General features: G+C 42.0%; 20 protein-coding genes. 16 read left to right on the top strand and 4 right to left on the bottom strand.

The genetic code is table 11. From position 1 onward, the window contains the following. The first annotated feature begins 18 nt into the window (after positions 1-18). The 9 genes from ACTRWF_RS11285 (at position 19) to ACTRWF_RS11245 (ending at position 10,978) form a co-directional block, all read left to right on the top strand. Positions 19-1,203, top strand: coding sequence for an ABC transporter substrate-binding protein (locus ACTRWF_RS11285; protein ID WP_462835563.1), 1,185 nt, complete (start codon positions 19-21; stop codon positions 1,201-1,203). 48 nt (positions 1,204-1,251) lie between these two features. Further along, positions 1,252-2,115 carry a branched-chain amino acid ABC transporter permease gene (locus ACTRWF_RS11280; RefSeq protein ID WP_069944866.1) on the top strand — a complete coding sequence of 288 codons (864 nt, stop codon included), beginning with the start codon at positions 1,252-1,254 and terminating at the stop codon, positions 2,113-2,115. A gap of 9 nt (positions 2,116-2,124) precedes the next feature. Next, entirely contained in the window at positions 2,125-3,093 is a 969-nt protein-coding gene (locus ACTRWF_RS11275; protein WP_069944865.1) for a branched-chain amino acid ABC transporter permease, read from the top strand. After that, entirely contained in the window at positions 3,090-3,848 is a 759-nt protein-coding gene (locus tag ACTRWF_RS11270) for an ABC transporter ATP-binding protein (protein ID WP_069944864.1), read from the top strand. The genes ACTRWF_RS11275 and ACTRWF_RS11270 overlap by 4 nt, the downstream gene beginning before the upstream one ends. 1 nt (position 3,849) lies before the next feature. Continuing rightward, complete coding sequence (locus ACTRWF_RS11265; RefSeq protein ID WP_069944863.1) at positions 3,850-4,563, top strand: ABC transporter ATP-binding protein; 714 nt, start codon at positions 3,850-3,852, stop codon at positions 4,561-4,563. A 67-nt stretch (positions 4,564-4,630) separates the two neighbouring features. Next, positions 4,631-5,452, top strand: coding sequence for an IclR family transcriptional regulator (locus ACTRWF_RS11260; RefSeq protein ID WP_069944862.1), 822 nt, complete (start codon positions 4,631-4,633; stop codon positions 5,450-5,452). A 1,537-nt stretch (positions 5,453-6,989) separates the two neighbouring features. Then, positions 6,990-7,622, top strand: coding sequence for a cation diffusion facilitator family transporter (locus ACTRWF_RS11255; RefSeq protein WP_150140722.1), 633 nt, complete (start codon positions 6,990-6,992; stop codon positions 7,620-7,622). 203 nt (positions 7,623-7,825) lie between these two features. Further along, complete coding sequence (locus tag ACTRWF_RS11250; RefSeq protein WP_061095220.1) at positions 7,826-9,037, top strand: permease; 1,212 nt, start codon at positions 7,826-7,828, stop codon at positions 9,035-9,037. 654 nt (positions 9,038-9,691) lie between these two features. After that, positions 9,692-10,978: a site-specific integrase gene (locus tag ACTRWF_RS11245; RefSeq protein WP_150140720.1), complete on the top strand. Its 1,287-nt coding sequence runs from the start codon at positions 9,692-9,694 to the stop codon at positions 10,976-10,978. Positions 10,979-11,001: 23 nt separating this feature from the next. Here ACTRWF_RS11245 and ACTRWF_RS11240 read toward each other — a convergent pair whose 3' ends face one another. Both ACTRWF_RS11240 and ACTRWF_RS11235 read right to left on the bottom strand, forming a co-directional pair. Beyond that, on the bottom strand, positions 11,002-11,517 hold the full coding sequence (locus ACTRWF_RS11240; RefSeq protein WP_150140718.1) for a PIN domain-containing protein: 516 nt from the start codon (positions 11,515-11,517) through the stop codon (positions 11,002-11,004). Continuing rightward, positions 11,501-12,571 (bottom strand): helix-turn-helix domain-containing protein, encoded by a 1,071-nt coding sequence (locus ACTRWF_RS11235; protein WP_150140716.1) that lies wholly within the window; start codon positions 12,569-12,571, stop codon positions 11,501-11,503. Before ACTRWF_RS11235 ends, ACTRWF_RS11240 begins: the two co-directional genes overlap by 17 nt. Positions 12,572-13,291: 720 nt before the next feature. Here ACTRWF_RS11235 and ACTRWF_RS11230 point away from each other — a divergent pair. From ACTRWF_RS11230 to ACTRWF_RS11200, 7 genes are all read left to right on the top strand, one after another. Continuing rightward, complete coding sequence (locus ACTRWF_RS11230; protein ID WP_015067949.1) at positions 13,292-13,876, top strand: hypothetical protein; 585 nt, start codon at positions 13,292-13,294, stop codon at positions 13,874-13,876. Between the two features lies 1 nt (position 13,877). Continuing rightward, positions 13,878-14,894 (top strand): hypothetical protein, encoded by a 1,017-nt coding sequence (locus tag ACTRWF_RS11225; protein WP_049588296.1) that lies wholly within the window; start codon positions 13,878-13,880, stop codon positions 14,892-14,894. 160 nt (positions 14,895-15,054) lie between these two features. Beyond that, positions 15,055-15,951, top strand: coding sequence for a tyrosine-type recombinase/integrase (locus ACTRWF_RS11220; protein ID WP_462835562.1), 897 nt, complete (start codon positions 15,055-15,057; stop codon positions 15,949-15,951). A gap of 7 nt (positions 15,952-15,958) precedes the next feature. Beyond that, positions 15,959-17,992 carry an AAA family ATPase gene (locus ACTRWF_RS11215; RefSeq protein ID WP_462835561.1) on the top strand — a complete coding sequence of 678 codons (2,034 nt, stop codon included), beginning with the start codon at positions 15,959-15,961 and terminating at the stop codon, positions 17,990-17,992. Between the two features lie 18 nt (positions 17,993-18,010). After that, entirely contained in the window at positions 18,011-18,457 is a 447-nt protein-coding gene (locus ACTRWF_RS11210) for a DUF6641 family protein (protein WP_150141031.1), read from the top strand. A gap of 200 nt (positions 18,458-18,657) precedes the next feature. Continuing rightward, a complete protein-coding gene (locus ACTRWF_RS11205; RefSeq protein ID WP_462835560.1) occupies positions 18,658-19,065 on the top strand; it encodes a DUF2787 family protein in 408 nt (135 codons plus the stop codon). A gap of 65 nt (positions 19,066-19,130) precedes the next feature. Next, complete coding sequence (locus tag ACTRWF_RS11200; RefSeq protein ID WP_080986439.1) at positions 19,131-19,427, top strand: RNase H1/viroplasmin domain-containing protein; 297 nt, start codon at positions 19,131-19,133, stop codon at positions 19,425-19,427. Between the two features lie 73 nt (positions 19,428-19,500). Here ACTRWF_RS11200 and ACTRWF_RS11195 read toward each other — a convergent pair whose 3' ends face one another. Then, the gene (locus ACTRWF_RS11195) at positions 19,501-20,235 is read right to left on the bottom strand and encodes a hypothetical protein (protein ID WP_049588284.1); all 735 of its coding nucleotides are present in this window, start codon (positions 20,233-20,235) and stop codon (positions 19,501-19,503) included. Continuing rightward, positions 20,228-21,337, bottom strand: a complete 1,110-nt coding sequence (locus ACTRWF_RS11190; RefSeq protein ID WP_462835559.1) for an AAA family ATPase — start codon at positions 21,335-21,337, stop codon at positions 20,228-20,230. Before ACTRWF_RS11190 ends, ACTRWF_RS11195 begins: the two co-directional genes overlap by 8 nt. Positions 21,338-21,431 lie beyond the last annotated feature (94 nt).

Here is a 21,431-nt window from a genome sequence, read left to right as displayed (position 1 = left end):
CAAAACGAGTAACTTACCATGATATTTAAAAATAAAACGTTCAGAAAAGTCGTCTTGGCCAGTAGTGTGATGGCGACAAGTATGTTGTCAGGCATGTCTGCACATGCCGACGAATCTCCCATAAAAATTGGCGTAATGCTGCCATATAGTGGTGTTTATGCCGGGTTGGGTGAGGCTGCTACTAACGGCCTAAAACAAGCCTTAAAAGAAAAGGGTAATACCATTGCTGGTCGTCCTGTTGAATTCATCATTAGCGACACTGAAGCAAAGCCAGCACGCGCTCCAGAGTTAACCTCTGCAATGACCGATAAAGACGATGCCGATTTCATTATTGGCCCAGTTCACTCAGGGGTAGCAATGGGCATGATCAAATCGGTTAGAAACAAAGACTCTATCATGATCATTCCCAATGCAGGTGCTAACGCTGCAACAGGTGCATTCTGTCAGCCGAATGTGTTCCGCACATCTTTTTCGTCTTGGCAAACTGCTTACCCAATGGGTAATCAAGCCATTGAAATGGGCTATAAAAAGGTGGTGACACTAAGTTGGAACTACGGGTTTGGAAAAGAGTCGCTTGCCGCGTTTTCAGAATCATTTGAAGCTGCTGGTGGCGAAGTGGTTAAGGAAATTTTCGTACCGTTTCCAAAAACAGAGTTTCAGTCTTACCTAACTGAAATTGCCTCAATAAAGCCAGATGCTGTATTTGTGTTCTTTGCCGGTGGTGGCTCGGTTAAGTTTGTTAAAGACTACGACGCCATGGGGCTTAAAGGCAAAATTCCACTTATTGGTTCTGGTTTCTTAACAGAAGGCACCATTGAAGCGCAAGGTGAAGCCGCTGACGGCCTATTCACCACACTACACTACGCCGATACCTTGGATAACCCTAAGAACAAAGCGTTCAGAGCCGAGTATTTGTCATTGTACAACAAGCCTGCTGACTTATATGCCGTTCAAGGGTATGACGCCGGTCAATTGATTATTCAAGCCGTGGAAGCAACCAAGGGTAATACCGCTGACAAAAAAGCTCTGATAAAGGCAATGGAAGGTGTTGAAATTGATAGCCCGCGCGGCAGCTTCCATTTCTCTAAGGCGCACAATCCAATTCAAAACATCTATTTAAGAAAGGTTGAGAACGGAGAAAACATGGTGGTTAAAACCGCTGCAGCGAACCTGAATGACCCAGCACGTGGTTGTCGTTTATAAGTTATTGCAAGTAGGGAAGCCCATGGGCTTCCCCATAGAGGTATAAAAATGGAAATGTCGCTTTTCCTCGTGCAATTACTAAACGGTATTCAGTATGGGCTGTTACTGTTTTTGGTTGCATCAGGTCTCACATTAGTTTTTGGCGTTATGGGTATCTTGAACCTTGCTCATGGCTCTATGTATATGATTGGCGCCTATTTGGTGTATTACTTTGCCGCCATGACAGACAGCTTTTGGTTAGCTGTGGTCATTGCTTGCAGTATTGCTATGGTCATAGGCGTAATTATTGAGCGCTTTCTTATAGTGCATTTATACAAGCGCGACCACCTTGATCAGGTGCTGCTAACGGTTGGTTTAATCTTTATTTTTAACGCCGCACAAAGCTTCATTTGGGGTAACGACCCTCTAGGGGTTGATGTACCTGAGCTGCTGTCATCGTCTATTCAAATTACCGATATTGTTGAATATCCGGTTTATCGCTTGTTCCTGTCGGTATTGTGTGTGGGTATTGCCGTAGGCATGTATTACGTCATCAACAATACCAAGCTTGGCATGATGATCCGCGCCGGTGAGTCTAACCGTGAAATGGTTGAGAACTTGGGCGTGAATATCGGCACATTATTTACCGTCGTTTTCGCCGTTGGCGTTACCTTATCTGCCTTGGCCGGTATTGTTTCTGCGCCTGTGGTGAGTTTAGTACCTGGTATGGGCGAACGCGTACTCATTTCATGTTTTGTTGTGGTGGTTATTGGGGGAATGGGCTCAATAAAAGGGGCTTTTGTGGCGGCCTTGCTAGTAGGCATTGTTGATACGTTCGCATCTGTGCTGTTGCCCGGCATGTCGAGCATGACAATTTACTTGCTAATGGCACTTATCCTTATTTTTAAACCACAAGGGCTTTTCAAAAGTTAAGGTTGTACGATGTCTGTATTTTCTAGCAAAGCTGAAAAAGTATTTATTTTTGCGTTTTTCTTTATTGCATTGGGTATTCCCTTATTTTTCAATGAGAACACGTTTTACGTAAACAAAATCTCCACCATGCTGATTTTGTCTATTTTTGTTATGTCTTTGGACTACTTGGTGGGAAGAACTGGCCTTATCACCCTTGGTCACGCCATGTTCTACGGATTAGGCGGATACTTATTTGCCATTATGATCCCCGAATACGAAGTGGTTAACTTTTGGTTGTATACCTTTTATGTCATGGCCGCTAGCGGTGTTATCGCACTTATTGTTGGTTTGATTGTGCTCAGAACCAGCGGTATTTATATGATCATGATCACGCTGGCATTGGCGCAAATGACATTCTATTTCTTTGCCGACTCAACGGAATACGGCGGCTTAGACGGGTTATTTATATATCTAAAACCCGAAACCAGCATTTTTGGTTTGAATTTCTTAGATTTAGATAACGAGAAGCACTTCTATTACCTGTGCTTGCTATCGCTATTTAACTGCTACGTGTTTTGTAAAGTTAGTTTGCATTCTCGGTTTGGGCGTGTGATTGACGCAATAAAAGAAAACCCTGAGCGTGCCACTGCACTTGGCTACAACATCTTTCACTTCCGTTTAGTGTCGTATGTATTGTCTTCATCACTAGCAGCTTATGCAGGCTACTTGTTCTCGCTTCAATACGGTTTTGTAAATCCAACCATGATGAGTTGGGAAGTCTCAGCCTCTGCATTAGTAATGGCTATTTTAGGTGGTCTAGGCACTATTTTTGGGGCAATTCTAGGTGTATTCGTTTACGAGAGCTTGCACTACAGCATTGAACACATGACACAGTATTGGATGTTCTGGATGGGCTCGCTCATCATCTTAATGGTATTGCTACTTAAAAGTGGTATTGCTGGACTAATTGAACAGTTGGTTGGAGGGAAGCGCAAATGAGTGAATGTATTTTACAAGCTGAAAACCTTTCAAAGCACTGGGGCGGGTTAAAGGCGCTCAACGAATTTAATATTAAGTTTTACGACAAGTCACTGCATAGCATTGTGGGCCCTAATGGCGCGGGCAAAAGTACCATGCTGAATATATTGTGTGGTACGTATCCGGCAACTAAGGGTGTAATTTTGTATCGCGGTGAAAATATTACGGGGCTTAAAAGTCATCAGTTCTGCCGCAAAGGCATAGGGCGAAGCTTTCAGAAAACCAATATTTTCAAAGATGCCACATGCTTGGAAAACTGCTGCATTGCCGCACAGCAACGGGTGGGTAGCAGCTTCAATATGTTTAAGTCGAAGCATTCAAGTAAGCATGTAACTGCGATTGCCGAAGATGCCCTTGAACAGGTAGGGCTATTGAAACAAGCCAATACCAAAGCCAGCGCCATTAGTTATGGTGAGCAGCGCCAGCTTGAAATAGCCATGGTATTGGCGACCGACCCCCAAGTGCTATTGCTCGATGAGCCAATGGCGGGCATGGGCCATGAAGAGTCGCTGATCATTATTGACCTGCTTAAGTCGCTGAAAAAGCGCTATTGCATTGTGCTGGTAGAGCACGACATGGATGCCGTTTTTGAGCTATCTGACCTAATGACTGTGATGGTGGACGGGCAGCATTTGATTACCGATGTGGTCGATAACATTCGAGCAAACCCTTTAGTTCAAGAAGCCTATCTAGGCAACGATGACGAGGTATTTTAACGTGACAGACAACATTCTAGAGGTAAAAGGCATTCATACCTTATACGGGGAAAGCCATATTCTGCACGGGGTATCTTTTGCCATTAAAAAAGGGCAGACAGTAAGTATTATGGGCCGCAACGGAATGGGTAAGTCCACAGCGTTGAAATCTATCTTAGGTCTTGTAAAGCCGCGTAGTGGCACTGTGTTGTACAAGGGCAAAGAAATTGATTTACTACCCACGTGGAAACGCATGCGCAACGACATTGCTTATGTGCCAGAAGGGCGGGGCATGTTTCACAACTTAACAGTGAAAGAGCACTTGCAAATGGCTGCGCGCAAAAATTCGCGAGGTGAAGCGCACTGGACTTATGCCAAGGTGCTTGAGGTATTCCCTCGTTTAAAAGAGCGCTTGACCAATAAAGGCACTCAACTCTCTGGCGGTGAGCAGCAAATGCTAGCTATAGGTAGGGCCCTTTTGACCAACCCAGATTTGCTGATACTTGATGAAGCCACGGAAGGCTTAGCACCGCTTATTCGCAAAGAGATTTGGGATGTTATTCGCAAAATTAAAGAAACCGGTGTGTCGACCATTATTGTGGATAAAAACATTAAGGTATTGCAGACGCTGTGCGACCAGCACATTCTTATTGTGAAAGGGAAAGTGCAATTTAACGGTGACTCGCAAGCCCTTGAGGAAAATCGCGCATTTATTGAAACAAGCCTTGCGGTTTAATTGCGCTGTAATACGGTGAAAAGCTGGGGTAGCATGACGCCCACTTGGATGAAGAGGCAGCAACACAATGGATGACGACAAAGCAATTGCAACCCGAAAAGGCATTGGCTCTCTTGAACTAGGGCTTGAGGTATTAGAGTTAATCTCTGAGCACAGCGGCCCTATCTCGCTAACCAAGTTATCTGAGCTGGCAAAAATGAGCCCCAGTCGGCTTCATAAATACTTGGTTAGCTTGACCAAGCTTGGCTATGTGTCGCAATTAGACAATGCCAAATACATGCTTTCAAACAGCAGTATTCGCTTGGGGATGTCGGCACTAAAACATTCAAACCCCGTTCAAGTGGCCTTTGAATATGCAGACAAGCTACACCAAGAATTAGATAAAACCATTACTGTAACCATTTGGAATGGTGATGTACCGTTAGTGATAAAGTGGTTAGACTCTAGTCACTTTTTGGCGGTGAATATTCGTTTGGGCTCAGAGTTGTCGCCATTTACCTCTGCCGCTGGGCGTATTTTCTTATCCCACCTACCTAAACTGCGATGTAAGACGCTAGTTGAACACTACTACGATTCCCCTGCACCTATGCCACGCTACATGGGTAAGCCTATAAAAAAAGCGATGTTCTACGAATTGCTAGAAGAAATAAAAAAAAGCAACTTGTGTTGTTTTAAAGAAGATTTCTTGCCAGACATTAATGTTGTAAGTGCACCTATTTTTAGTTTAGATGGTTCGGTAAGCACTGTTATTAGCTTGGTGGGCAACAGCAAGGAAACCCCAGTTAATGCAAAAAGTATATATGTACAAGCCGTGAAAAAGGCTAGTAATGAAGCTACCCGTAAGATATCTGGACAGCTTAGAGCAACCTCAGAATGTTACTCTTTTTAAGTTCAGCCTTTAATGATAAAAAAACGGCTTTACTCCCAACTTGGCTTTTTTAGACATGAAGTTATGCATGTGTGACTTTGTAGAAGTGGTGTACACTAATACTCCAACTACATTTATTCAATGCGCTAATAATACCGCTCTTAAAATTAGCATTTGTCCTAGAAGGTAGATATCTGAGCCAAAAGGAGCATGCAAACGAAAAAGATAAAGGGACTTAAAACTTGGGTTCAGTTATGAGATGAGTTTGATAAATTATCATTCATTGAAACTAGTGAAATCAAAAAAGAAAAACCGACTCAAAGGTCGGTTTATCGAATAAGAGTGATGACCCATTGTGGATGGGATGGTGTTATCAACAGAGTGAGATGAATGCTGATCCCCCGTTTATGGGGTAGAGCCGGTTTCAGTATCTACTTCAAAAAGAAGAGATGGTACCAGTGGGCGGACTTGAACCGCCACGCTATCGCTAGCAACGGATTTTGAAATAAATGCGCATACATTACTTTATTGAAATCATGGGTATATGTTTACATTGAGAAGCTTTGCAAATTCTTTGCAAAGTCAGGCCTCATTCCTACGAACAATGTCAAGAAATCTCTTCCGCTTACTTATCAGGTTGTAATAGTAAAAATCATCAAATGTAATAGTCTTCCGGAACACCTCATCCTGCCAACGGAAGCACGTCACCAACAGAATATGACAGGCAGTATTTTAAGGACATAGAAAGTGTCTAGGAAAGTCAGGCCTTGCCAAATGATCCCCGCACCAATAGTTAAAGTACAAATACGCAACAATCCATAAAGCCATTAATTGAATCAGGGATGGATTAACATCGCCAAAAACGTGGGAACAATGAGTGAGTTTTTAACGCAATGGCAAGAGACTGCTCATACTACCTTGGCACTGTTTATATGGCTTTTTAGGTTTTCGTGCTTGGCTACCTAATAAGCTCAATGAGCCAAGTCTTTGTCAACAAAAAGCGAACGCAAAAACCTATGGAAAAATTGGAGCCAAGAGTGCCCGCCTACCTCTAGTCTAAGGGTACTGCACTCTAAGGCCTATGATGGTTCAATTTGACGTCATTATGGCTTTGCCGGTTTACATAAATGCGGGTGGTTCAATTAGGGAGTACATAAATCATGATGAATTGTATGGGAGAGACGATGGGGGTTGAAATGATGATAGGTATGGGTTTGATCTGGCTACTGGTAGTGATGGTCCTAATCGGGGCAGTGGCTGCGTTGTGGAAATACTTACGTTCAGATAAAGCGCGTGATGAATAGAATTAAACATTTGTCTGCAAGCCCGCAAGCAAATGTCATTTCTTTTCCTTTTTAGTAAATGTTGTCTGGAAAATGTGGTAGGCCCCTTTTATAAAACCTGGTCACAATGGACCCCATGTACGCAGTGCTTATCTGTACTCAGGCAAGTTTTGGAAATGGCGTAATTAGCTTACTTGACTTCTAAAGAAACAAGTATAGAACGAGTGCGAAAAAATATGAAGATTTTATTGGATGGAATATATAAAAGGTAAAACATGGAACCAACAAGAAAAAGTGATTTAAAAAAGGCCAGAACGCTTCAAATATTAAATGTCATCTATGATGCAATTGAAGTCATAGTAGCTTTAATCGCAGGAATAATTGCTAATAGTTCAGCGCTCATAGGGTGGGCATTGGACAGTACAATAGAGGTGTTAAGCGCTACCACGCTAGGCTGGCGTCTACACGGCGAACTTAAGGGAATTGATAAAAAACAAGTAAATAGACGGAAGAAAATCACTCTCTACGTGATTGCCATATCATTTACTTTGGTCTGCATATTTATATCTTATGATTCCGTTACAAAACTTCTTAGTCAGCAAACGTCAAGCTGGAGCACTATGGGGTTAATCATTTTAGTTACTTCCTTGCTTATCAACCCGATTTTGATTCATTTCAAAAGAAAATATGGCCGCAAGCTGGATAGCCCGGCGTTACTCGCCGATGCTAAAGATACCTTTATCTGCTTATACCAAACGATCGTTGTCCTTGCCGGTTTGCTATTGGTAAATTGGTTTGGTTGGTGGTGGGCTGATCCTGTGGCGGCATTGCTCATTGTACCTTATGCAGCAAAAGAAGGTTGGGAAGCTTACACTAAAGCAAGAGACATCAGTATTGATGAGAAGTAATACCCGCATCACCTTAAATAATTCATTCTCTTAGCACTGACTTGTTTCGGCACGTATCAACCAAGTGCTTCAGGCTCAGGCATCATGATACAGCACAGAATGTAATGTTCCATGCACCGATGGTTGAGATACAAATACGCAGCAATCCATAAAGCCATTAATTGAATCGGCGATTGATTAACATTGTCTTAAAGGAGAGAACAATGAGTGAGTTTTTAACGCAATGGCAAGAGGCGGCTCACACTACCTTGGGTCTGTTTTGGATGGCTTTTTGGGCTTTCGCGCTTGGTTACCTAATAAGCTCAATGATCCAAGTTTTTGTGACCAAAGAGCGCATGCAAAAGTCCATGGGAAAAGCCGGCCCTAAAAGTGTGGCATTGGGCACTTTCTTTGGTTTTATTTCCAGTTCATGTTCCTTCGCTGCGTTATCGACGACGCGTGCCCTATTTGTAAAAGGTGCAGGCTTAGTTCCTTCGCTTGCTTTCATGTTGGCGTCCACCAACCTGGTGGTGGAATTAGGCATAATCATTTCTATTTTTCTTGGGTGGCAGTTCGTTGTAGGAGAATATGTCGGTGGTATTCTGCTTATCCTGGCCGTGTGGCTTTTGGTCAAACTGACGTGTAAAAAAGAGCTTGAGGAAAAAGCGCAATCACACGCGAAAAAAGCAGAGGGAGGCGACAGCCAGGCAAATAGTAAGGAAAAAGGCTGGAAAGATAAAATAATGAGTAAAGCAGGATGGCACCAAGTTGCCAGCCGTTACACAATGGAATGGAAGATGGTATGGAAAGATGTAACCATTGGATTTACGGTTGCCGGTATCATCGCGGTATTCGTTCCCACTGAATTTTTTCAATCTCTCTTCATAGGGGCCGGACAGGAGTCGAATTCCTTTTTACAAATTCTCGCACAGACAATCGTAGGCCCAGTCGCGGCTTTTTTTACGTTTATTGGTTCAATGGGCAACATTCCGCTAGCGGCGGTGTTATTCGGGCAGGGGGTCAGTTTCGCCGGAGTAATGGCGTTTATTTTTAGTGATTTGGTGGTATTTCCAGTGTTGCGGATTCAGGCGCAGTACTATGGCTGGAAAATGGCTATCTATATACTGATTGTATTTCTATGTGCCCTTGTAGGAGTCTCGCTCGTCATGCACTACGGACTCGATCTCTTGGGGCACTTACCAGATGCCTCCGGGTTTCAGTCGATGACCGATCGGGAGTTCTTCAACATTGATTACGCTTTTTTCTTGAATGTGGCCTTTCTTACATTAACCGGCGCATTCATCTTTTGGCATTACTCCAAAAAAGAGAAATCGACCTCAGGCAGTAAAAGCCTTGGCGATTGGGTATTGCTGACGCTTTCGATAATCGCGTATGTATGGCTTGCAATTGGTATTGCTGTGCTTCCATTTTTATAGTTTACAAGCGCAACTTTATGAATTAGTTAACTTTCATTTTGAGTTTTAATATTAGAAGTTGTTCTAAGTTTCAAATCAGTCCCATAAACGAGCAAAGTTTCTTTCATTTAAAACAAGGAGCCAGTGAAAGACGCTTGGAACGCCTTTCACTGGTATTGTGACAGTATAATATCCTCAGCTTCAATATAGCGACTGCTCTTCATTTTAATTGTTAGCCCATTTCTCAATTAGATCTTTGTTCATATTAAAAGGCTAAGAACTTCGGCTGTGTGGGGGATTTATAAAATCAGCTGCCATTATCAAATATAGCTAGGGAAAGTGACTGTCCTATTTACTTTCACAGTGAAACTATGGCTTAGTCGGTCGCAGCGAACGCTGAAGATTCGAAGGTTATGCGTTAATAAAGCGTTCAACGAATTTCAGACACAAAAACCGACTTGCGTCGGCTTATTGTTATCTCTTTCATTGGTAAGAAAAGAGATGGTACCAGTGGGCGGACTTGAACCGCCACCAGGTTTCTAGATTCAGACTAATAGGTCACGTTAATGTGTATTAACATAACCTAAAAATATCCATATAAAACAGGTAGCTATTGTCACTAAGCCATATATACTCGGAGTAAGCGCATTATTTTTTCTTTGCAAATGAGTATTTATGGCTAAGCAGTTAGCAAGACACGACATCGACGACACGCTCTACGTTTTCCTGCAAGATAACAGCAAAAAATGGTACGCCCGTTTTCAGCTTTTCGGGAAATGGCACTGCAAGTCAACTAAACAAGTTGATAAAGAAGAAGCTGTAGCAGCGGCTAGATTGCTACGTATGGAGTGGAAAATAAAAGCGGAAACAGGAACTCTCACAACAAGCAAGCGTTTTCGCGATGTAGCTGCGAAGAGTATTCTAGCTATGGAACATGAGCTTGCGCACGGCGGTGGAAAAGTTAGCTACAAAGACTACATAGGGGCTTTGAAAAAATATCATATTCCATTTTTTGACCGCACGTATATCACTTCTATTGACCAAGACAAGCTCAAAGAATTCGACATTTGGCGAATACAAAAGGCTGGTAAGGTTCTTAACAAATCCACTCTGCTAAATCATAACGCTGCGCTACAAATGGTGTTTAAAGCTGCGGTTGAAAACCAATGGATGTTGCCAGTTCAGGTGCCAGTATTAAGTAACAAAGGAGAGCAGGGGGCTAGACGTGCTGCTTTCAGCGAAGTTGAATATGAGAAGGTCGTAGAAACTCTCGAAAGTATGAGAGACAACAGCCGTAAGGAAAAGACCAGGCAAATAAGGGAACTCTTACTAGATTATGCTGACGTAGTCGTCAATACAGGTATTCGACCCGGCACTGAAATGGAAGAACTGACTTGGGCTGACATATCAATGACGAGACAAGAGCACCAAGTCATTTTTAAAATTAAAGTACGAAAAGGCAAGACCACGAAACATACTGGCACGAGAACTGTCGTGTGCAAAGATGAGTTTGTCTTTCCTCTAATGAATTTAATGGATCGTTTTCCTAATCGCCGACCGTCCGACAAAATATTTGTATTAGCTGACGGATCGAGTACCAACGAACTAGGTAGAACCTTTGTATCAGCATTAGAAGAAGCAGAACTGAAGACTAGCCCAGATGGACTTAGAACACTCTATTCGCTGCGCCATACTTACATAACTTGGCAATTACTTAGCCGAACTTTAAGGGTTGATGTACTTGCTCGACAATGCGGTACTAGCATTGCGATGATAGAGCAACACTACAGTCATGTCGTACCTAGTATGTTTGAGCAGGAGCTATCCGGAGTAACGTTCGAAAATAAAGAAGAAAGGGCAAAAAGCAAACGTGCGCTCGCACGAGGTTTAAAAACCAAAGAGCTACTTACACAGCGCTTCAAGGCTTGGGAGGCTGGGTACAGAAGGCGTGGTTGTATTTAAAGCAACGGTATAGTTCCTGATACTCATGGCTCAAGTGTATCTTCGTTCAATATTTGCTGTTCTGCTTCTAAAATATACTCTTCAGCTCTCCGCCATGGCAGCCTGCGGCCAGCATTTTTCATTAGAGTTAATGAGTTCCTCGCTTCGTCTCCTGTTATAAGCTGTAGTATTACAAGTTGTTTTAAAAGCCACACTGTGCCCATGACAACAACAGCTTCATTTTCTGCTGCGGCTCGTAAATCTTTGTCTCCAGTAAGAAGTGGGCACTGATGATGTTTTGCCAACGCAAGCGCAAAACAATCATTGCGGCTAGGTTTTCGATATTGCTCAACAAGCGCTAAGCTATAACTTACTAACTCACCCTCAAGTTCATCAAGTCTCAAACCCAGCTCAATTAAGTGGTTGTGTTCTTGCTCTAGTTCTTCGTAAAACAAGATATCGGGGATGGAGAAGCTATAAGGAAGTTGGAACATTTGTGGCAGCAGTTCCCCTTCTTCCATATCAATTAGGATGTTTGCGTCACTAATTAGTAATTGCATCAGCCATTCCTAGCTTACGTTCTTTGTGGAATGCTGAAAGTGGCATTTTTAAAAATTCAGCAGCTTTTGATTCTGTGATGTAATCTTCCGCTAACGCTCGATAGACGAGCTGTTTGTAAAGAAATGTTGTTTCTTGAGGGTAGGCCGTGCCTGGTTCTCGTGTACGCCATTTGAGCTTATTGAATTTCATATAATATTGCTTTTGCAAAGATGATGAAATTACGTTTGCCTGACCCGCACGAACCAAAATGCCCATCATACTGATGCCAAACTCTTGCTTAAGCATAAATAGCTCACGCGGCTCAAGAGCCTGCCGATATGTGCCAAGGTGTTGTTTGATTGCTATCAAAGGTAGTAAAAAGGCACCTGCAAAGTGGTTGCATGCTTTCTCTTCGTCGATTGTATCAGGTAATCGACCGTGCAACACTAAGTGACCTAGCTCATGAGCTAGTGTAAACCGCTGTCGATCTCCAGGTTGTGTTGTTGATACAACAATAACCGGTGACCCATTGATCTGGCCGGCTAATCCATCAAACTTATTACCTACATTGACATCGGTACAGATAACCATAATACCTCGAGACTCAAGGCAGTCGATCATATCAGGAATAGGGTTAAGACCTAACTGCCACTCTTTCCGCATTTGTTCAGCAATAGATTCAATTGCTTCTTCAGAATCAACTGTCTCGGGTAAATTACTTGGTAGAGTAAATTTACTTATCGGACGGACAGAATCTGGAAAAAGTTCTAGCAATTCAGTCCATAGTTCGGCTTGATCTAGAACATCGCCATTTATACGGTCGAGAGTTTTCTGTGGGGTGTTAGAACGTTTTCGGTACTCAACATGTCCCAACGCCACTTTTGTTGGTCGAAAAAAGTATTCTGAGCGGACTCCTAAAGTCTTTGCGAGCTTATAAAGCTTCCCTGATGACGGCATTGCTTCGCCATGTTCGTACTTCTTAATAGCATTAGCAGATACACCAATTGCAATGCCCAGAGCGTTCATAGACATACCTGCAGCTTTACGAGCTCGCATCAAACGTTCTGAAAACATAGTCAATCTCCCAAGGGTTTATAAATTTGATTATTCTCACTAAATTATAAACCACGGGTGAGTCGATGTCGATGTTTTAACTAGGCCGCAATTAGTGAACTTGTGCTAGTACCTCTACTGAGACCTACGACTCTATGGCTTATCACCATCGGTTTTTATCGCTATTTGAGCTAAAGAGAAAAGATATATCTAACTTGGCCAATTGATACTTTATATGACTTTCTGTGGTGCCCCAGTAAAGAAAATTGCTATTCCAGGCAAGGCTGTTCATGCACGGCAGAACATCAGAGTTAAGATCCTTTGTTACATAACTTTGAGAAATACGTTTATCACTTTGTCTTAAAAGAAGTAAATCAAGCCAATGCTTCGTTATGAGTGATAGACCACAATAATCTTAATATGACTGTGCAGCGTGCTTAATAGAGTACATTTTGATAATGGAATTGATGTTCAAGGTGACTTTTAGTCGATTATCATTAATGCGTAGTTGTGTAATTCAAATTTATAAGGGTGCTTACTAATCCTGAGCTCAGGATTTACTTCTAAATAATGGTGTAAGGTTATGATTAATAAACTTATATTTATTTAATTTGTTGTTATTTCTAATTGTTCTAGCTTTTTATTTATTTTTTTATGCAGATCGCTGTCGTTTTTTCTAATTCCTCCGTGAGCGGCAATTTTGTGTCGCTGATAGTCAGTCAATTTGTTACGGAGATTATAATGAGTTTATTAAATGAAGATAAAATTTACGACCTAATCGATCTTATAAATGATTCACACTGCGATTTTGCAGAAAGTGTTACAACCCTTTACATCAATCAGGCTTATAGTGTTATTGGCTTCCCAAACTTCAAGAGTTTCTGTACTGAAACCTTTCCGAGTATAAGTTACTCAATGCTGTTTGAACACGCAAAAGCAGGTGAGATAGCTTTAAGCTTATCTCTACCTGTTGGTAAGTATTCCAATTCATCACTACTAGCAATGCGCAAACTTCATGTTGATGTAAGGTATCGAGTATGGCGTAAGGTCTGTGAAAATCTGAAAATAAAATCTAAGCCCTCACCGGAAAGCGTCACAAAGAAATTTGTTGAACAATGTATTAGCGAAACTGTTGATGCCCCCAAAAGTGGGCCAACTAAGGATGTTGACTTCTCTCGGTTGAAAGAAGCGCTAACGGTCAAAGATGAAAAAGCAATTGCAAAAATAATATTTACGCTAATTGACGACGAAGAGCTAGTGCAAGCGCTAATTGAAGACCTCGAGAATTGCCTCATAGAACTGGAAGAATCAGAGGAGGAACTTTAATATGCGCGGAAATACAATCAATGTAGACATAGACGCCCTAAACATCTTAGTGACCGGGCTATCAAATGAAAACTTGGCCCAATTTGAGCAATCTTTGTTCAAATGTGTGGAAAAGCTTTCGTTCAAGAACCATTGTTCACCATACGCCATCATGAAGCGCTCTAGAAGTTACCAGCAGAGTGTAATTCTGCCGCTGTGCAAAGAATTTCAATATGGAAAGATAAACACTGAAACACCTTGTTTAGTTATAAGCACTGGTTACAGATACTCTATCGATGAAAAGCTTCTAATTCAGTTGAAAGGTTTTCCGCTAACCAGATATCACTATGACGTTGCTCGTTTCTGGTTTAAATATCTCACCCGAAAATGTAATAAGAGGCAAGGCTTTACTCCCTTGTTCAGTATATCAATGTTTCATCTAGCGACTGATTTCTTTCGCCCGCTTGGGTCAATTGGCGTTGAGCTACGCGGAAGCAAAAAAAGTGCGTTTTATGTTGAAAATGGATCACTAACAGGAGTAGGTATCGGAAGTTTGCGGTCCACAGTTAGAGTCACAGCGTACAGCCGAAACGAAAAACTCTTGAGGTCTGGCAGACCGAGTGCACCCAGTCTAAACAAGCCTTGCACCCGCATCGAGAAGAAAGTAAAACTGAAGAATGCAACCTGTTGGGAGGAGCTGATTTCACTAGTTGATAAGCATATAGCTCTCGACAATTTGTTTATCTACGACCTCGATAAGTTATGTACATCGACTCAGTTAGACTTCAGATTACTAAACTGTATTAAGAACTTAGGTGCTCATCAAGTTATTGCTGCTCAGCAAAGTGATAATGAGCGGAGAAAGCTGAGAAGGTTGATGGCTCGTCATCGAATAGATATTCATTCCGGGGAATTCAGCTGGGATTATGGACCTTCTATCAAGTACCTCAAGCACTTTTGCAGCCCTTTTCGTAAGTGGGTTAGTAATAGGGGGCGATGTACCCAAAAGGAGTTCGTTGAAACCTTCTTGAAGCAATAACAACAAACCATTAAAGCTAAGGTGCCTGCGTACCTTAGCTTCACTATACTGGTACAAAACAGCCGTATAACCTCTCACCAACCCTCGCTATCATATACTTAGCTTTTGACAGTAATCCCATTCTATTTCAACACTTTTAAACTAAATATCGGAGCATTTTATGAATGCAGCTTGCCCCTATGCGCTGTATTTAGGTCGACTTGCGCCCAATAGTAAGCGTTCTATTGCTTCACAGCTCAATAGTATCGCTGATTTGCTAAGTTGGCCCGAAAATAAACGCGAAATGATGTATCACCAAATAGACTTTCAACAGGCTAGTCATATAAAAGCATTGCTTGTCGCTAATGGCTGGTCTGCACGGTCTATAAACAGAGCAATGACAGCAATACGCAGTATTGTAAGCGTGGCTGTTATGTCAGGTCTTGCGCCTGAAATACAATTAGTTCAGCTCCGCGCTATCAGCAAAGTCGCCCACGGCGCGCATAGCGGTAAGCCGCTTTCGGTTAAGCAGGTTCAAACGCTTTTCGCACATTTGAAACAAAATACGTCCGTACTCGGTATCCGCAACTATGCTGTATTGGCAATACTTCTAGGAACGGGGCTACGGCGAAGTGAGCTAGTTGCGCTATTACTTCAAGACTATGCAGCAGGCTCGGCGCTTATCGTGAGAAAAGGGAAGGGGAACAAGAGCCGTACCGTTCACTTGCCGGAGTGGGCGCGACACGCCTTAAACGAATGGCTAGTGCTACGTGGTAAACAAGAAGGTTATTTGTTTCATAGAGTAGCGAGAGGTGGGAATATTCAACATGATACTCACTTGTCTTCATGTGCTGTTTATTCACTTATTCGTAAATCATTGTCCGCCATTGGCATTGAGGGGGTGTCACCGCACGACCTCCGGCGTACTTTTATCACACGTTTACTCGAGCAGAATGTCGATTTAAATACCGTTCGGCAGATGGCAGGGCATGCAGATATCAGTACCACGATTATGTATGACAAACGTAGTGAAAAGGTCATGCAGCAAGCTGCCTTCTTACTTTCCTATAAATTGTGAGGTTTATATGTCTCATAAAGTATTAAGAAAGTCTGGTGAGCTGCATTATCTTGCGTGTGAGTGGGGTAAGCGGTTACTTCGATACTTGCCATCAGTTGATACCGATGTACTCAGTAAAAGTCTTGCGTCTAATCTGCGCGGGAGCAGTGTTTCTAGCGTACCGTTTTTCAAAGGCAGAAATGAAAGCGTCAACTATAAAGCATGCTTAACTATAAGTGATAGGCAACCTAAGGTTACCAAAACGTTTCTAGACAACTGTAGCTTCATTAGAAGCCTAATGGATTTACCGAAACAAACCGATTCGCTTGTTCAGTTCGCTTTACTTTCTCAAGTAAATCAGTGGTTGAGGGCGTTAGCTTCATCTGTGCATTTACAGGCTAGCCATTTGTCTCTGAATGAAATTATTAAAGACATTACAGGTGTTAATGACGAGCAGTTTACTCATGCTACAGCGCGATTGAATCAATATGGTTTCTTACCGGATGTGGATTTTTCATCATATGATATTGGTGAAATGCCTAAGGTGCTTATCCGTAAGTTACTTACTGAAAAAATAACCTCTAGAGAGATGCTGGTCGAGCCGCTGCTTCACCCGTCTCCTAACGCTGCATTTGGGCTCAAGGATTTTCCGCATGTCAATACAGAGCTTTTAACGCGATACTTAAATGCTGCTACGCAAGCCAGAAGCGTGGGTACAAGTGTATTGCTGTACGGTGACTCTGGAACTGGCAAAACGGAATTATCTCGCGCACTAGCGAAACGTTGTGGCAGAACGCTTTATGAAATCCGCTCTACGGCGCTAGCAAGCAACTATGCCGATGATGAATTTAACAGCCGTTTCCCTAACAAGGACAGGCTTCGTTATCTTTCGTTACTTAACTCATTACTCACTAATAAATCTAACGCTATGTTGTTAGTCGACGAGTGTGAGGGCTTATTTGAAAATGTTGATAGCCAGTACAGTAAAGAGCACCTGCAGCGTTTCATCGAGCAAAACGACATCCCTTGTATTTGGATAACTAATTATGTGCAGAGTCTTGAAGTCAGCTTTATCAGAAGGTTCAAACTCGCCGTTCATGTACCGTCATTGAAACCCGAAGAGATAGAAAGCGTTACGCGCTCTTACTATCGCGGTTTGGGTTTGTCTCTTGCTGTTCGAAAGCGAATCAGTCAGGTGGAGAATATCACGCCTGCGATAGTGGCAAATGCTACTCACATTGCGCACACAGTTAAAGCAAAGAGCGGCGATGCAGAAGCAGTGGTAAACGATGTCGTTGAGTACTCTCTCCGAGCGACAGAGCAATGGCAAGACAAGCTTAACTACAAAGGCGAAATCCCATTTAAAGTAAGCTACCTTAATATCAAACAACCACGAGCCTACCTTGATGATATTACTTATGCGCTGAAACACAACCTACCTAGTCGAACGTTAATTTCAGGTCCGCCAGGTACAGGTAAAACCGCCTATGCGCATTATCTTGCTGAGTTAAACAATAGAAAGCTCTTGCGGGTTAAATGCTCGGACGTATTAAGTAAATGGGTGGGTGAAAGCGAACAGAAAATTGCCGAACTCTTCCAACGCGCACACGCAGAGGAGCAGGTTATCCTTCTTGATGAAGTTGACAGCTTGCTCAGTGCTCGGGAAGGGCTAAGTGCTCAACATGAGCTTCAGTTCGTTAATGAGTTTCTAACGCAAATAGAGTGTTTCACTCAACCTTTATTTGCCGCTACAAACTTTGTCACCAAACTAGATAAAGCGGTGTTACGTCGTTTCGACTTCAAGCTTGATTGTCAGTACTTAACTTCAGTGCAAGTGCTAGAGCTGTATAAACAAATAACAAGAGTTAAAAGGCTAAGCGAGTCAGAAAGTGCAACGCTGCTTCAACTGAAATACCTAACTCCAGGTGACTTTGCCATCTTAGCGCGCCGCACTAAGTTTAGCCCTAACGCATCAATTCGAGATTTTGCCATCAACTTATTGGCAGATGAAAACCAACGTAAGCAAGCAAAACCCCAACCGGGCTTTATTCGCCCTCACTAACCCATAGAGGTAAACATTATGTCTACATCCGTATTGAGTTCGCTCAAGGTCATCGCTCGCCCTAAAATTGAGCCTAAGCCTCCCGTTATCGGTAAGCGTTTAAAGCTTATTGAGAGACTAGAGCAACAGAGAGAGATGGCGCAATGCCTTATCGATAACAAACGTTTTGAGGCGTTTAAGGAAAAGAAAGTTAAGAACCCTGAAACAGGTGAAATCACCATTCAGCGCAGACCCACCACTGTTCGACCGTGGTATTACGATAGCGACGAATACTACTATCTTGAAATAAAAGTAGGTAATAAACCTATTGAACTTCAAAAAGGTAAACCTGCGATAGATGTTGGCGATAAAGCCAAGCTGCCCGAGATTATAGATACCGTTATACAGGCGATTGAAAAAGGTGAGCTTGATAGTGCTCTACTCAAACCAGTTGTTCCTAAAAAGGCGGGGCCAAAAAGTCAATAAAAGTAGAGCCGTTGAAAGGGTGATAATCAGTGTCGCCCTTTCTCTTTCAATCATGCGGCAGTAATAAATCAAATAACGAACAATCAACCCTTATTTCAACAAGCAACTTAACGCTGCCTATACAACTAAATTAGCTTTTTATGCGGCTCGCTTCGACAAAAAAGCCGACCTATTTCAAATTAACATCAAGGAACCAAATTATGCGCATTCACAGCGAAGGGCTAGCTTTGCCTGTTACCCACAAGTTTACTAACGCAATAACGGTTATGCTGAACGAAAAGGGCATTTCGGGTAATAGTGTAACTATTAACTTTCGTGACCCGACTTACTCAGCTGAGAGTGGAGGTTTTCATCCTGTCGAAATTAGACTGGAACGGCAAAATAACACTTGGCACCTGTGCTATATCACAGACTTCGTTTACGTCGGGAGTGGCCCTTATGCAGAGTTAGCAAAAGACCTCGACTTTGATTTCCAAGCAGGCGTATTTCAAAACCTTTTCGGCGTTTTTCCTATCGAACAGGCAACCGATATGTATCAGATATGGGAGGGTAATTTTCTGCATTACTGGATTGAGTTGGAAGCGTTTTCGATAAACATCTCAGAATAGACTAGGCACTTTTTTTAAAACTGTAAACAGATAAGGAGCATTGAAAAACAGTGAGGATAAATATTGTGTCGAGATGTGTTTCCAATCTCAATGTTACCAGTAAGAAAGCGGCCTATTCTGTCTTTGTGGGTCGAGAGCCAGGAGTGTACGAAACGTGGAAAGAAGCTGAAGCTCAAGTCAAAGGTTACAGCGGAAACCGTTATAAAGGTTTTCCGTCACTATTAGAGGCAAGGCGTGCCTATAGATGCTTTCTCAAGGAGGCTAAGGTAGTGACTGAATCAGAAAACAAACCCCAAAAAGTTAAAAAGACAAAGCCGGGTGTTATTACCGGCGTTGACGTTCCACCTTGGAATTTGGACTAGCTAGAACGTCAAGTGCATGGAGCTGTACAGATAACCTCTGTCGTTCCATGCCGTCTATATTACAACCGCTCGGTTATTCGGTAGATAATGAGTTTATGAGCGATAGTCCAAAATGATGGACGAGAAATAGAGGTAAACCTGCCAAAATGAAGATGATTTCTGACGTTTGTACCTTTCTTTTCTGTGATAATAATATCGACAGTTGACTGGTAAGTGTTTCATGCTCTTCGTTCGTTATAAGACAAGCTTTTTTATGATTTATACACGCTAATTGTATCCAGTCAGAATGAGTTATCTTTCTCGCATCACTTAACTCTTTTGTTCCCTCTTCAGCTGAAAGGCGTTTGTATATTTTGCCTCTACAGCTACTTACGCTAATTTGGCTCGATAAAAATGATTCTGGAGTTTTTACATGCCTTGTAGCTTCGACCATAGGATAGTTGATGAAAGCGTATCCTAAATCAGTCTCATCTGAATAAAGATTAATGAATGTCTCTAGCGTTTCAAAGGAAAATTTATCATCATTGTATTCAAGATCGAAGAACAAATAAATTTCTGTGAATTTATGTCGAGATATGCCAGCTAAGGCCTCCTGATTCTTTGGTTGGGTTTTCGACTCCCGTAATAACTCAACCACGTCTAGATCAGGGTCCTCCAAAAGCTCTTCGGAAAGCTCGTAAACATCATTTCCAAAAACACAGACGCAAACCGCAGTTTCGTCTTGATCGAAAAAAGCTTTTTTCAGACTTTGATAATAATTAAGCTCGGTTTTTTCTCCCTCAAAAATCAGTAAAACGTGTCTACTCAATCCTCATTCCTCTGTATATTTTCTCTATATTATGAGCTTTCCGTAGTTCCTTATGAACCAAGCTTGAGAAAGGAGCGATTTTGTTGTCGCTAACCTCGAAATAACAATCCGGCCTGAGAAGATCATTATCGAGTAGTGATAAGTTATGAGTTGTTAAAACAGTCTGACATTCTAGTTCGCTGAGCTTGTTTACAATTTTTCTCGACAGCTCAAAATGATAAAAAGCGTCAAACTCATCAATAAACGCGAACTTTATTTTTTTGTCACACAACTGCAAGTACCAATAATAAAAAATACCCAAGGATAATGTTCCCGTACTGGCTATTCTCGAAAATTCTATTGTCTTGTTCCGATACTTAAAGACAATATATTGGTCGTCTGATGCTCCCTGTACGTCGAGATTGCAATTTACACCCACTTCATTCAAAAATTTTTCGAATTCTTGGACTTTTCCTTTTCCTATTATTTCGTCTGAAAGTTTACTTGAGCTCATCCGTTGCCCTTGATATTCAGTTCGATTGAGGCTTCGAAAGAACACCATGCCGCCTACAAATTCAATAAACTTATCAAAAATATAGTTAAGTCTAGTCTCATCTAGCACAGACATACTGAGATAACGAATGATGGAGATATCAGCTCTGGATATGTCAGTTTTCAGATTTTCACTACCATCTAAATCAAAGAAAGCTTTATGACCTTCGTCTCTGTTTATTTCCGCAACTAGTTGCTTGTCTATATGGAGTGATTCATACACAAGGCTCAAATCGTCAGTTTTCCCATAGCGATATACCACCTCATGTCCTTCGATCTCAAACTCATACTCAAAGTTTGCGTGTTGCTCATCCGTATCCGCATTGAGAAAGTTATCTTTCAATGTATTTATTTGCACGGTTGAATCAGGTATGACGTGTGAAACGATATCTAATATCGCTAAACCGACATTTGATTTCCCACTCCCGTTCTCACCATAGATGACACTATGGTTTACAGTGCCGTTTTTGAGAGCATGTGTATTAAATTCATACTTGTTAGTGCTTCGCAGATCGAATTCTAGTTTGTCTTTAAAATTCCTAAATCCTTGCACCGAAAAATAAGTAAGCATCGTAGTCTCCAATATTCTGTGTCAAGATAGCACAGCTTTATCGTGCCGTAAAAAAATTACGGTACAGTTTTTATCTTTTGAATTTTAGTTGTTT

This window comes from Alteromonas sp. G5_S2_22_S1 (assembly GCF_054968525.1).
Note: the sequence above shows the minus strand (reverse complement) of the source record. Positions and strands in the feature narration are given on the sequence as shown.

Bases quoted from the DNA above. Each gene is read 5' to 3' on its own strand.
- ACTRWF_RS11285 (WP_462835563.1), top strand. From the start codon at position 19: ATGATATTTAAAAATAAAACGTTCAGAAAAGTCGTCTTGGCCAGTAGT.
- ACTRWF_RS11280 (WP_069944866.1), top strand. From the start codon at position 1,252: ATGGAAATGTCGCTTTTCCTCGTGCAATTACTAAACGGTATTCAGTAT.
- ACTRWF_RS11275 (WP_069944865.1), top strand. From the start codon at position 2,125: ATGTCTGTATTTTCTAGCAAAGCTGAAAAAGTATTTATTTTTGCGTTT.
- ACTRWF_RS11270 (WP_069944864.1), top strand. From the start codon at position 3,090: ATGAGTGAATGTATTTTACAAGCTGAAAACCTTTCAAAGCACTGGGGC.
- ACTRWF_RS11260 (WP_069944862.1), top strand. From the start codon at position 4,631: ATGGATGACGACAAAGCAATTGCAACCCGAAAAGGCATTGGCTCTCTT.
- ACTRWF_RS11255 (WP_150140722.1), top strand. From the start codon at position 6,990: ATGGAACCAACAAGAAAAAGTGATTTAAAAAAGGCCAGAACGCTTCAA.
- ACTRWF_RS11250 (WP_061095220.1), top strand. From the start codon at position 7,826: ATGAGTGAGTTTTTAACGCAATGGCAAGAGGCGGCTCACACTACCTTG.
- ACTRWF_RS11245 (WP_150140720.1), top strand. From the start codon at position 9,692: ATGGCTAAGCAGTTAGCAAGACACGACATCGACGACACGCTCTACGTT.
- ACTRWF_RS11240 (WP_150140718.1), bottom strand. From the start codon at position 11,517: ATGCAATTACTAATTAGTGACGCAAACATCCTAATTGATATGGAAGAA.
- ACTRWF_RS11235 (WP_150140716.1), bottom strand. From the start codon at position 12,571: ATGTTTTCAGAACGTTTGATGCGAGCTCGTAAAGCTGCAGGTATGTCT.
- ACTRWF_RS11230 (WP_015067949.1), top strand. From the start codon at position 13,292: ATGAGTTTATTAAATGAAGATAAAATTTACGACCTAATCGATCTTATA.
- ACTRWF_RS11225 (WP_049588296.1), top strand. From the start codon at position 13,878: ATGCGCGGAAATACAATCAATGTAGACATAGACGCCCTAAACATCTTA.
- ACTRWF_RS11220 (WP_462835562.1), top strand. From the start codon at position 15,055: ATGAATGCAGCTTGCCCCTATGCGCTGTATTTAGGTCGACTTGCGCCC.
- ACTRWF_RS11215 (WP_462835561.1), top strand. From the start codon at position 15,959: ATGTCTCATAAAGTATTAAGAAAGTCTGGTGAGCTGCATTATCTTGCG.
- ACTRWF_RS11210 (WP_150141031.1), top strand. From the start codon at position 18,011: ATGTCTACATCCGTATTGAGTTCGCTCAAGGTCATCGCTCGCCCTAAA.
- ACTRWF_RS11205 (WP_462835560.1), top strand. From the start codon at position 18,658: ATGCGCATTCACAGCGAAGGGCTAGCTTTGCCTGTTACCCACAAGTTT.
- ACTRWF_RS11190 (WP_462835559.1), bottom strand. From the start codon at position 21,337: ATGCTTACTTATTTTTCGGTGCAAGGATTTAGGAATTTTAAAGACAAA.